Here is a 12,075-nt window from a genome sequence, read left to right on the forward strand (position 1 = left end):
GGACTTTTAAAGCCCCCACCATATTGCTCTTAGCAATTGGTGGTGGGTAGTTTACGAGATTGGATCACGGAATATGCTAATCTCTTGCAATATTCTTTTTGCTGCCTACTTAACTTTTTGGGTTTTGAGGAGTAAACTTCGGGGTTGTCAGCCTATTCTCTTATAAATTGTACTTTTTTTGTACAATGTAAAAATTTAAACTTCATCATTATGGGCAATTGCCCAAAGCACGAGTATCAAAGCAAAAATACTCAGCCTCAAAAGACTCTTCGCATTGACTGAAAACTAAAATGGCACACAACAGGCGTAAGCTGAAGCCAAAAGCTGCTCGAACTAATCAGCACCGTGCAGATGAGGCATTGAAAAAGACGAATCAAACATCTCAGAAACCACCTCAATGGCGCAGTTGGTTAATATCAACTTTAGCGCTGACTATTTTGTTGAGCAGTACTGGTATGATTGTGGGTGTTGGCTGGATTAGCATTCTCTACATCCTGAATCCAGAACAGATTAGCTGGCTAAATGAAGTTTTACCAAAATGGGCGCAAATCCCTTTGAGTAAGAAAGATGTCTCCTACACACTTCCGGAAATTCAACTCACCTTAAGTAAACAAAACCGTATAGCTGGGGAAAGTTTATCTTTAGATAATCAGCAAAAAAAGTTATTTCTACTACCAGTTTTTCAAAAACGCAAAAATTGTCAGTCTGATTGTCAAGAACTTGTGGAATTGAGGGTTTATGCGCTATCAAAAGACCTAGAGTTTCAATTTCAACCAACAAAATACTACCATCTAGTCACGCAACTGTCTGTTACTGGGCTGACAGAGTCTTTTGTGGAGTCTGTGTTGGGTGAAAATGTTTCCGAGTCAGAAACTCAGGAGGGAAGTATGAACTTACCTTTAACTGAGATAAAAGCTTTAGAGAATTCGACATCAGCAGGTTTCTGGTTTGATTTGTGGGGTAATAGCACACAAGACAATAATAATAAAACTGCTTATGGTCGAATTGTTCACTACAATCCACAAAATCGCAGTTTACAGCAGATTTTAGCCTGGAAAAATCCTAATGGACAGCTACCTAAATGGCAGGAAGTGACTGGTGGTGGTGCTAAAGAGTTAGTTATAGATCAGACAGTAGGTTTAGAGCCGCATTTGCAAGTTTATCAAGTTAAGCCTGGCAAGTTAGTTAGTAATTCCCTGTTACTGGAAGTAATTGACCTCAAAAAACCAGAAAGTGAAGATTTTGGTTATAAAAACTCTCTGTTATTAGCTCGCAATGGACTGTGGACACCTGCTGATGCTTGGTTGACATCTCTGGTGAAAGAGCGCAAAAAGCCTTATCCAGAAGCCGCACAGGCGCAAATAGATTTAATTCGCCTGCATTCTCAATTTACCAAAACTCAAGCTGATCAAAGTTGGGCTAGTCCTAGTCAACAAGTGCTGACATATTTACTTGATGGTCGCTGGGAGCAAGCTTTACAGATATTGATAGAATCGCCTGAAAAAGGTAAAGAAATTTATAATCTACTCAAAACAGATAAGGGTAAGTTATGGCATCGGACAACGGTGGCGTTGCGACTCAATCCTACTAGACGTGCTGTGTTAGCTTGGGCATATCTGATCTTTGCTGTACAAAGGGGAGAAGATCGTGCTGATTTGTGGATAGAGGGACAAGCAAATATTACTCAAGAAACTCTACCCTATCTTCAAGGTCTGTTCGCTAAACTCGATGAGCAGGTAAATAATCCTCATGTTAGTCAGATTATTGGTGGGGTAAAGAAAATCACTCAAGTTAATAATGCTGATTGGCTATCAATAGATCCTCAAGCCGATTTTAAAATTACGGAGAACCAAGTATGGTATCAGGTGGAAGTGAGTGCATTCCATAATGGTACAAGTTGGTTGAGTTACCCGTTTTCTGATTTGCGATTACCGAAAACTCAGATTAGCCAATTTTGGACAAGAGTTTTAGGAATTAGAACTGATAAGTCTATTCAGATAGTTGTTTGGGAGAGTAATGGAGAACAAAAAATTAACACTGCTACTATCAAAGCAGTACAAATGCGAGGCGGGGTGTTGCGACTTTTAGCGGTTGGTGATTCTATTCCCGAACAGGAAAGTGATTCTATTCACCCTAAACCTCTAGCTCTGACTTCGGCTGCATTAGAATGGGTACAACCATCTGCGATCGCTATTCAAGAACTGAATCAACAGAATCCCCAAGGAGTACAAGCAATTTTACCGAATGTATGGCGTACTTTGCAGCAGTCTGGGGATGTTCCTTCTGGTCAAGTTCCTAGCTTTGAGAAGATGAAAGCACAAATGGGTAGTTGGCCTGTGCAGATGGTTGATGTCACTAATGACGGTAATCTTGATGTGGTGTTGACTATTTCTGGTTCTGCGATCGCTTCTTTGACTCAGCCAGAAAATGAAAACTTGGGGAATGAAGATGATAAGATTCGCCCCCGGACTCTGATTTTTAGGACTAATGGCAAGACTATCTATAACGATTTTATCTCTGAGTCAGGGCAGAATTTGACTGCAATCGCTAAACTAACTAGTGATCAATCTCTAGCTTTATTAGTGGAAAGTGCTAATACATATAGCTTAAAGCGCTGGTCAGACACTAATCAGCGCTTTGAATAGTGCTGAGTTTTGAGTGCTGAGTTCTGAGTAAAATTAATAGAACTTAACTTCGACACGTTTTACTAACCACCTTGCATTTAGCTATTTGGGGTTATTCAACACTCGGTACTCGGTACTCAGCACTTGATACTCGATACTCGATTTATTATTCGTGGCTGGAAGATACTGTCTTTTGGCTCTTCAGGTTCTGTAATTGTTCGAGCAGAGAATCTACTTCTGCTTGCAAGCCTATAAATTTCTCTTGCTGGTCGTCTCGATAATAAGCTTTGGTGAGCTTTTTGACTAGTTCGCTATGGGATTCGCAACTGGTAACACTGGATGACAAATTGGACATAGTTATATTCATTTGCAAATTGAACTCACACCATTGGAGATATTATAATAATGTCATCTTAAACTTTCTTAAAACATTGTATACCTCCAATCACATAGTCTGATGGGTTTTCCCTTTAACCATAAGAGACTACGATGATAGCAACTCTGTTCCAGAGATAACACCTCAGCGTGGTAAAGTTATTGACACAATAATTTAAAGAAGGAGTCAGGAGTCTGTAGCCAGGAGTCAGAATTAATTAGTAGCGAGTCTGTAGCTTGCTTTCCGCAGGGGTATCCCCTACTAATTAAAAATCACTAAATCATAGATTTGGTAGGGGTTTAAACCCACTTATACATCCGCTATTCGTATAAAATACCCAACTGAATTCTGACTCCCGACTCCTGTATTCTGTTTGATAAAAGCCCATTTTTCCCATTCTAAATCCCTAGTTAAGAAGTTTTGAATCCTGTGACTTTGAGCTTGTCTGTTGCTAAATCCCATCGCCAACCCTGGCCAGGACTGATAGAAGCCTATCGTGAATACTTGCCTGTCAGCGAAAATACCCCTGTCGTGACTCTGCTGGAAGGGAACACACCTTTAATCCCAGTTCCAGCGATCGCAGAACGCATTGGGAAACAGGTCAAGGTATTTGTTAAATATGATGGTCTTAACCCCACTGGCAGCTTCAAAGACCGGGGGATGACAATGGCAATTTCTAAGGCCAAGGAAGCAGGGGCTGAAGCGGTCATTTGTGCAAGTACAGGCAACACTTCTGCTGCTGCGGCTGCCTATGCTCGACGTGGGGGAATGAAACCCTTTGTGTTGATTCCTGATGGCTATGTGGCTTTAGGTAAGTTAGCCCAAGCGTTGCTTTATGGGGCAGAGGTATTAGCAATCAAAGGAAATTTTGACCGCGCTCTAGAAATTGTCCGGGAAATGGCAGATAGTTATCCCATCACTTTGGTGAATTCTGTCAATCCTTACCGTTTAGAGGGTCAAAAAACAGGGGCTTTTGAAGTTGTTGATGCCTTGGGTAATGCTCCCGATTGGTTGTGTATTCCCGTGGGAAATGCGGGAAATATCACAGCCTATTGGATGGGTTTTTGTCAATATCATCAAGATGGGAAGTGCGATCGCTTGCCGAAAATGATGGGTTTCCAAGCCGCTGGTGCTGCACCTTTGGTATATGGTCAACCTGTAGCAAATCCGGAAACCCTAGCCACAGCAATTAGAATTGGTAATCCTGCTAGTTGGGATAAAGCGATCGCTGCTCAGTCAGCTAGTCAAGGCAGTTTCAACGCTGTCACAGACGAAGAAATTCTCGACGCTTATAGGCTTTTAGCATCATCAGAAGGGATTTTCTGTGAACCTGCTAGTGCGGCTTCTGTTGCTGGGTTGTTAAAGGTAAAAGACCAAGTTCCCACAGGTGCAACAGTGGTTTGTGTCTTAACTGGTAATGGTTTAAAAGACCCAGATACCGCAATTAAACACAGTCATGCTCAATTTAAACAGGGTATCGCAGCGGAAGTTAAAGCCGTAGCTGAAGCAATGGGATTTTGAACGAATTTTCGGGGTTAAAAAAGGTTGGGTAATGACTGATTATTTTGGTGGATGCCAACCCGCCTTAACCCAATTTTTACGCACAGTAACAGCTAAACTATTATTAAATCTCAACGCCCTGACTGTAGCACGACCACAGGCAGTTAGACCGATAATTTCTGTTCCCTCTGTACTCCAAGCAAAATGCTTTTGCCATTTTTGTTGACGAGGATTAAATAAAGAAACTATTTCGCCAGATTGAGGATCTAAATCCTCAGTTTGTGTCCATTTGTTTTGATTACATAATTCACAAGCTAAACACAGATTATCTTCTCTATCATCTCCTCCTTTAGCTAAAGGCTGGATATGGTCAATTTGCAATCTGCCCATAATATAATCTTGATGACTGAGGCAATATTCACAGCGATTTTCTGCCTGTTCTCTAACCCTCTGGCGTGTTTTTTCAGATAGAGAACTCATGGTGATAAAGGAGTTTTTATTCCCCGTCTAACTGCTTCAGCTAAACCTTCAGATTTTCTTAACTGTCCAATTTGATAAAGCGACATTAAGATTAAAAGTTCATAGCGTTCTGCTGTTGTTAATCCAGTATTTTTTCCTTTAGCTTGCAATTCTCCCAGACGTTGATTTTGGACTGCATCCATTTTTAAATTAGCTAATTCTAGGACTTCCTGATCGGAAATATCAGCAATTTTTGTATGAATACTTATTTCTGAGAGGTTATCTAAAGTCGGTAATACTATTTCTAGAGTATCAACCAAAACATCTGATACCTCTCGTGCGGTTGCTTCTCCAAGACGCTGGACAGATGCAATTAAACTTTCTGGTAAGTTGATAGTTATAGGAATAGTCATTTTAGGCATTTATTTAATTTGGGCATTTTAAAGACTTAAATCAGTAATCAACTTTTGCTAAAAATTATCAAGGCTCTTTTTTTGGCTAAGGTATTGACTGAACGAGAATATCACTTACCTTAATCTCAATTTCTGGAAATACTTCACTTTTAATTAAATCATCACCTGTATAGATAAATTCTTCATAAAAGCCTTCTACTAAAGATAAAACCGTAATTTTGTTCTGTACAGGATCGACAATCCAATATTCAGCAATTGCCCTGGCTGCATACTCAGAACGTTTAAAACGATAGTCTCTGACTTCATTCTCAGTACCAGGTGACACTACCTCTATCGCTATTAATGGTGGTGGCATCTCATGGGTAATTGTTCCTCTTTTCGTAGTTTCTAAAGCAGCGCGACATTCTTCACCCAAGATTAATAAATCAGGGATTCTTACCTTAGCTCTACGTCCACTTACCTCAATCATAATCTCTTTATATCGTAATAAATGAAGAGGGACTATCTTACCCAATTCCAATAATAATCGCATTGATATATCAGAATTAAAAATTGATTCTGGTGGCATTAAAACTAATTCTCCATCCACTAATTCATAGCGATTATCAGTGCCATCATCATAGGCATAGTAATCTTCAAAGGAAAAATAATTGACTGGTGCTTGAGGAGTTTGAACCATAAATATAATTCCATTCTCTTAGTACAGATTACTACAAAGCTTGAGCTATTTATGTTAATAAATGTTTGTTGAGCTTCATTTCTTTGACTACGTAAATCGCCTATTAATTTTTGATTTGTTGAAAAATTTTATAATCTTTACACACAACCTCTAAATCAATATCGCCTTGCAAATGAAAATAAATGAGTGATTGTAAATTGGTGTTAACCCGTTCATTTTGATCAATAAATGTATTGGATTTTAAGGACTTACGAAAAATATTTCTAAAAATCTCTTTAAACGGTTTTTTCGTCCGCGATTTATGCTTAAATCCTAATTTAGATAAGAATCCATGAATATTGTCTTCAATTTTGTTGAGTTTAACTTCTCCTACCCAAAAACAAATATCTTCATCATCTGGATTTAGAGGTTGAGAAAAAACAAAATCAATAATTTGGTAAAGTTCAATACCGACATCATCAGCTTCAGGACCAAAGGTAAAATCAAGACGTAATCCCAGGTTTTTAGGATTTAAAGAAATACCAACTAAATCAGCACTTTTTAAATCTTCAAGAAAACTGGTGAGGTTTGGTGTAATTGTTGTTGTCATAAATTTAGAATTTCTCCAGTATTATGAGTATTAGCTCCAGAAACAAATTCTATTTGATTCCCATATTGATTGTAGCGACGACGGTAAGGTCTGGCATCTACTGCTTTAATTTTAGGACCTGTGCGGACAATTTCTCCATTTGGTCTAATATGAATTTGGCTACCATCAGGATGCTGAAATGTTTCATAGCCCCCTTCAGTTTGCGTTTTAAATTCAAATCTTTGGTTGATAAGAATTATTAAGGCTTCTGAGCGAGTTTTTCCTGTTAAGTTAGGTAGTTCTTGAGCAGCTGTATTCATTGATTAGAGATTGTTCATTATTTGCCTTTCTGTCTCTATTTGGTAAGGTGAGTTAGCAAAAGCTAAACGACTGTTGCTGTAACTGATAACTGTTCACTGACTTATTTCCCCTGCTCCCCTGCTCCTCTCAACTTTGTCAAACTGTCAATAGCATCACCTAAGGCTGTTGTTAGGCTGTTACGAGTTTGAGCATGGTTATCTTGCTCGATTTTCAAAGCTTGGGTTAAGCGATCGCGTTCTTTAGTAATAGCGATGAGTTTGGCTTGCAATTGCTCTAAAGATTTTGGTTCTGCCAATTCTGGCTCAATCGTCGTTGTCGCACTTTCAGCAATGGTATCGGCGTTTATACCTTGCAATTTTTGAAGTTCAGCCTTGATAGATGTTATGGCTTGTTGGTGCATTTTGGCATCTGCACGGCGTTGTTCCGATTCAGTATTATATAGTTGTCGCCATTTTTGTGAACTCTCCCAAGCCTCATCACGTTTTTGTTGAAGTTCAGCCATCTGCTGTTTCAGGGCTTGAATTTCCGCTAACCATTTTTGTGTTAAATCTTGAGTCATAGAAAGTTTTTGTAGTAATTAGTATTTAATCTTTTTAATACAACCAATAGATGAGTAGACTAGAGAAAAAATTGCTACTGCTATTACAGCACATTGTAGGTAAATGAGATACAAAGTTGAAATCAAAATATGGCATACATCATGCTTTCATTCCTGTAGGGGTAAAACGCAGTGCTAAACTCCTACTCCTGACTTCTGTTGTATTGTAAAACTTCGCCGAATCTATAGACAAATATAGTCATTGCTAACAGAGAAGTCAGCTAAAATCACCTATACAGGCAGAGCAAAGGGAACTGAGCGAGAATGTTTTTAGACACAAGTAGGAATATATGTTAGTATATACGAACTAATATCAACAGAGAGTAGCTAGTGTATGCAAGTGGTCGAGCGGCATATCATTCAAAAAAATCATCCCCATTATCAGGAGATTGATCAGTTATGTTTTGCTGCCAAAAACCTCTACAATTATGCTAACTTCCACATCCGCCAAAGCTTTATTCTTGCTCAAAAATATCTAGACTACAATTGTTTAGCTCAACAATTAAAATCCACAGAACCATACCAAGCTTTACCTGCTAAAGTATCCCAACAAGTATTATTAGGATTACATCGCAACTGGTTAAGTTTTTTTGCAGCCATTAAAGCATACACAGAAGATAAATCGAAGTTTTTAGGCAGACCAAAATTACCCAAATATAAACACAAAGAAAAAGGTAGACATTTATTAGTTTACACAGCCCAGGCAGTGAGTAAACCAAAAATGAAAGCTGGTGTGATTCATCTGTCACATACACAGATTCACATTCCTACAAAAGTAGAGTATGTGCATCTCAATCAAGTGAGGATTATCCCAAAAATTGACCATTATGTGGTAGAAGCTGTATATGAAAAGGAGGAGATAGATTATGGTTTAGACTCTAATTCTATAGCAGCGATTGATTTAGGCATAGATAATCTAGCAACCTTAACATCTAACCAGCCGGGATTTTTCCCAGTTCTGGTTTCCGGGCGGATTATCAAATCAATTAATCGTTATTACAATCAAAGAAAAGCTCAATTGCAATCTTTACTACCAAGTCATCAAAAGACATCTAAACAACTGCAAAGTTTAACTAAAAGACGGAATTTTCGAGTTGATGATTATCTGCATAAAGCCAGTCGGTTAATTATTGATCATTTAGTGAAGTACGGGATTGGAACTTTAGTAATTGGTCAAAATCCACTATGGAAGCAAAATGCTAATTTGGGTAAACAAAATAATCAAAACTTTGTTTGTATTCCCCATACTCGATTTGTGCAGCAATTAATTTATAAGGCGAAATTAGTGGGGATAAAGGTATTGGTTTCTGAGGAGTCTTACACTTCTGTAGCTTCTTTTTTAGACCAAGATACTATTCCTACTTATGGACAAGCTGACTCGAAAGAAGTTAAATTTAGTGGTCGAAGAATCAGAACTAAGCTTTATAAAGCAGGTAATGGTAAACTAATTCACGCTGATATGAATGGTAGTTTGAATATTTTAAGAAAAGTAGTCCCGACAGCTTTTAGTCTAGGGATAGAGGGCGTTGTAGTTCGCCCTATCGGGGTTATTCCCGGCAAACAAATAGCATGAGATATTTGTCTATGCTTTTTGGAACTATATTGTTACTGATACTCAAATCTAGTTAGCAGTTAAATATGTTTAGACAGTGGTTTGCTGATAACTTGGGAATTAGTCAAGCTCGGAAGGAACAAGTATACCTGGATCTATGTAGATCAGTAACTCTGGAAGATGTTAGCTATTGGATTCAGGTTTTATTTGCTGCGGGCATTGCTACACTAGGATTGGTCTTAAACAGCGCTGCCGTAATTATTGGTGCAATGCTAATTTCTCCATTGATGGGGAGTATTCTGGCTAATGGATTAGCATTGGCCACGGGTGATGTCATCCTCGCTATGCGATCGCTTTTTAATCTTGTTCTCAGTTGTATAATTGCCATTTCCTTTGCTGTCTTCCTGGTATCAGTATTACCATTTAAAGAAATGACTACTGAGATTGCAGCTAGAATTCGCCCCAATATCTTAGATTTGGTAGTGGCTTTATTTTCTGGTGCAGTCGGTTCAGTGGCAATTTGTAAAGAAGCCAAAGGAGTAGCAACTTCTGTTCCTGGTGTGGCTATTGCAGTGGCCTTAATGCCCCCCTTATGTGTTGTTGGTTATGGTATTGGTGTAGCAATTAGCGTGGATTCAGTCAAAGGACTACAGGTAGCTAGTGGTGGGGGATTACTATTTTTGACCAACTTAGTAGCAATTACATTCACTGCAATGCTGGTTTTTTTTAGTTTACATATTGATGATAATCAAGTAAAAGAAACAGTAAAAGCATGGCGACTAACAGATAAAGAAAGTTTGTGGATGCAGAGTATTTTAGAAAAATTACCTGCATACAATAAATTGAAAAAAATTGGAGGTCTTCCTGGTAGATTTTTATTGATTTTTACAACCATTGGCATAATTAGTTTCCCACTCAATCAATCTCTAAACCAACTCAGGCGCGAAATTGCTTTGCAGCAACAGGAAAATAAAGTTCGGAGAACAGCGACAGAAGTATGGCAGAAGGAATTTGAAAATTTCCCTAATGGTGAAACACGTTCTTATATTAGTAATATTTCGACTTTAGAAAAAAATAATAGACTGACAATTCAAATTCAGGTATTTAGCAGTAAAGAATATACGAATGAAGAAAAAAATAATTATATCCAAATATTGGCTTCTCGGTTGAATAAACCACCAGAATTATTAGCATTGAAACTGATTGAAATTCCGACAGCATCAAATGAACTTGTCCGCCAATTAAATGTAGAAAAACCTGTTGAAGAAGTTGTTAATATTGCTCAGTTACAAGCCAATTTTTTTCAAGAAGTGCAGTCTTCTTTACGTGATATACAACTTCCCTTGCCAGCAAAATTAATTAATTACGAATTAATTAGTAGTCCTCTGCAACCATTAAGTATTCGGTTAATCTATTTGAGTGAAAGAGACATTGATAGAGATGCTCAAATGCTTTTGGCAAATAATATTAAAAATAGGCTTGATTACCAGTCTGCTAAAGTGATCATGCAGAGAATAGGAACTAATTTAGGAATTATTTCTTTTGAAAAAGATAAATCGGTAGTGACACCAGCTAATGCTAAGTTGTTAGATCGTGCTGGTGAAATTTTACAGCAACAGCCTAATTTAAACCTAGAGGTGATAGTTAACCAGGAACTAACTGAGCCACAAGATATCATTCAAGCGCGATCGCAAGCCATCATAGACTACCTACGATTAAAGTGGCAAATCAGTAACTACAGGATAGATACGCAAATAGGTACAGAACCTACTCGCAATGTCAAATTTCAAATTACAGTAGAATCACTGAATAAGCCACCACAGGAAACTCTGCCAGAGCCACGTTAATATGTTTAAAACTCATTTTATCAGGTTTTTTCGTCACATCAATGGGCGAACACTGAAGAAAACCTTTGCCAGGACTATGGAAAGAAGACTTTTGGGACTGGCTTCAGAAATTGCCTTTAATGCCATGTTATCCCTATTTCCGGCTGTTATTGCTGTGCTGACAGCCATTGGATTAGCAGGGGAATCATTGCAAAACACCTTTATTCAACTAACAGTGCAACTGAGTCAGATTGTACCCGAAGATGCGTGGATTTTAATTAGCGATTTTGCTACTACAGAGATTACTGAACCTAAAAATAGGGGTTTGTTTTCTGCTAGTTTTGCGATCGCCCTTTGGACAGCTTCTGGTGCCATCAGTACCGCCATGACTGCCTTTGATCAAATCGAACAAATTTCTCCCGAAGATATGCGTCCCTTTTGGAAAGCTAAACTCATTTCTTTGGGATTAACAATTGGTACTATATTACTTTTAATGTTGGCTTCTTTTTTAGTATTTATTAGTGATTTACTTTTAGGAATGGTGGTAAATAGCAATCCTTATTTAGCATTCTTATTACCTCTTTGGAAACTGTTACAGTGGCCTTTAGCCTTGGTTATTGTTGCTGCCACATTCAGCTTAGTCTATCGTTATGGACCGAGCGTGTGGAAACCAGGCATACCATTGATGCCAGGGGCAATTTTAGCAGCTATATTTTGGGCGTTAGTTTCTGCACTATTTCGGCTTTATGTCAGCAATTTTGGAAACTATAATAAAGTTTATGGTACGGTAGGAACTTTTATAGTACTAATGTTGTGGTTGTGGATGAGTGCCTCTGTTCTCCTTGTTGGCAACCAATTAAATGTAACAGTTGGTGAATTTATACAGACAAAAAGGGAGCAATTTGACAAAACAAATAATATAAATCAGTCAATATAAGAATTTAGGAGTCAGGAGTCAGGAGTCAGTAGTCAGGAAAAAGAAGGAAGAAGAAGAAGGAAGAAGAATATTTTTCTTTCGTCAGGTGCAACAGATATTAAATATCTGTTGATTGTTGGTAAATTATCAAGTCTGACGCACCCTACAAAGCTAAGAACCGAGGAAGTTTACCAATTACCAATTACCAATCACCAATTACCAATTACCAATCACCAATTACCA

12 protein-coding genes are annotated in these 12,075 nt (G+C 38.2%); 5 read left to right on the top strand and 7 right to left on the bottom strand.

What is annotated here, in order from left to right; translation table 11 throughout:
- The first annotated feature begins 290 nt into the window (after positions 1-290).
- Positions 291-2,645 (top strand): hypothetical protein, encoded by a 2,355-nt coding sequence (locus VB713_RS27570; RefSeq protein WP_323314673.1) that lies wholly within the window; start codon positions 291-293, stop codon positions 2,643-2,645.
- Positions 2,646-2,790: 145 nt separating this feature from the next.
- On the opposite strand, the gene VB713_RS27575 is transcribed toward VB713_RS27570, so the two are convergent.
- A complete protein-coding gene (locus VB713_RS27575) occupies positions 2,791-2,979 on the bottom strand; it encodes a hypothetical protein (protein ID WP_323314674.1) in 189 nt (62 codons plus the stop codon).
- A gap of 450 nt (positions 2,980-3,429) precedes the next feature.
- Here VB713_RS27575 and thrC point away from each other — a divergent pair, with 450 nt between their 5' ends.
- Positions 3,430-4,521, top strand: a complete 1,092-nt coding sequence (gene thrC / locus VB713_RS27580) for a threonine synthase (RefSeq protein WP_323314675.1) — start codon at positions 3,430-3,432, stop codon at positions 4,519-4,521.
- Between the two features lie 39 nt (positions 4,522-4,560).
- Here the strand turns inward: thrC and VB713_RS27585 are convergent, their stop codons facing one another.
- The 6 genes from VB713_RS27585 to VB713_RS27610 form a co-directional block, all read right to left on the bottom strand.
- Positions 4,561-4,980 carry an HNH endonuclease gene (locus VB713_RS27585; RefSeq protein ID WP_323314676.1) on the bottom strand — a complete coding sequence of 140 codons (420 nt, stop codon included), beginning with the start codon at positions 4,978-4,980 and terminating at the stop codon, positions 4,561-4,563.
- Positions 4,977-5,381, bottom strand: coding sequence for a hypothetical protein (locus VB713_RS27590; protein WP_323314677.1), 405 nt, complete (start codon positions 5,379-5,381; stop codon positions 4,977-4,979). Before VB713_RS27590 ends, VB713_RS27585 begins: the two co-directional genes overlap by 4 nt.
- A 76-nt stretch (positions 5,382-5,457) precedes the next feature.
- Positions 5,458-6,051, bottom strand: coding sequence for a Uma2 family endonuclease (locus VB713_RS27595; protein WP_323314678.1), 594 nt, complete (start codon positions 6,049-6,051; stop codon positions 5,458-5,460).
- A gap of 103 nt (positions 6,052-6,154) precedes the next feature.
- Positions 6,155-6,640 (bottom strand): hypothetical protein, encoded by a 486-nt coding sequence (locus VB713_RS27600; protein WP_323314679.1) that lies wholly within the window; start codon positions 6,638-6,640, stop codon positions 6,155-6,157.
- A complete protein-coding gene (locus VB713_RS27605; RefSeq protein WP_323314680.1) occupies positions 6,637-6,939 on the bottom strand; it encodes a hypothetical protein in 303 nt (100 codons plus the stop codon). The genes VB713_RS27600 and VB713_RS27605 overlap by 4 nt, the downstream gene beginning before the upstream one ends.
- 101 nt (positions 6,940-7,040) lie before the next feature.
- Positions 7,041-7,499, bottom strand: coding sequence for a hypothetical protein (locus VB713_RS27610; protein ID WP_323314681.1), 459 nt, complete (start codon positions 7,497-7,499; stop codon positions 7,041-7,043).
- A 373-nt stretch (positions 7,500-7,872) separates the two neighbouring features.
- Here VB713_RS27610 and VB713_RS27615 point away from each other — a divergent pair, with 373 nt between their 5' ends.
- The 3 genes from VB713_RS27615 to VB713_RS27625 all read left to right on the top strand — a co-directional run bounded on the left by VB713_RS27615 (position 7,873) and on the right by VB713_RS27625 (position 11,853).
- Positions 7,873-9,111 (top strand): transposase, encoded by a 1,239-nt coding sequence (locus tag VB713_RS27615; protein WP_323314682.1) that lies wholly within the window; start codon positions 7,873-7,875, stop codon positions 9,109-9,111.
- Between the two features lie 65 nt (positions 9,112-9,176).
- Complete coding sequence (locus VB713_RS27620; protein WP_323314683.1) at positions 9,177-10,937, top strand: DUF389 domain-containing protein; 1,761 nt, start codon at positions 9,177-9,179, stop codon at positions 10,935-10,937.
- 1 nt (position 10,938) lies between these two features.
- Positions 10,939-11,853 (top strand): YihY/virulence factor BrkB family protein, encoded by a 915-nt coding sequence (locus tag VB713_RS27625; RefSeq protein WP_323314684.1) that lies wholly within the window; start codon positions 10,939-10,941, stop codon positions 11,851-11,853.
- Positions 11,854-12,075: the final 222 nt, after the last annotated feature.

This window comes from Anabaena cylindrica UHCC 0172, from assembly GCF_034931625.1.
GTDB classification, from domain to species: Bacteria; Cyanobacteriota; Cyanobacteriia; order Cyanobacteriales; family Nostocaceae; genus Anabaena; species Anabaena cylindrica_A.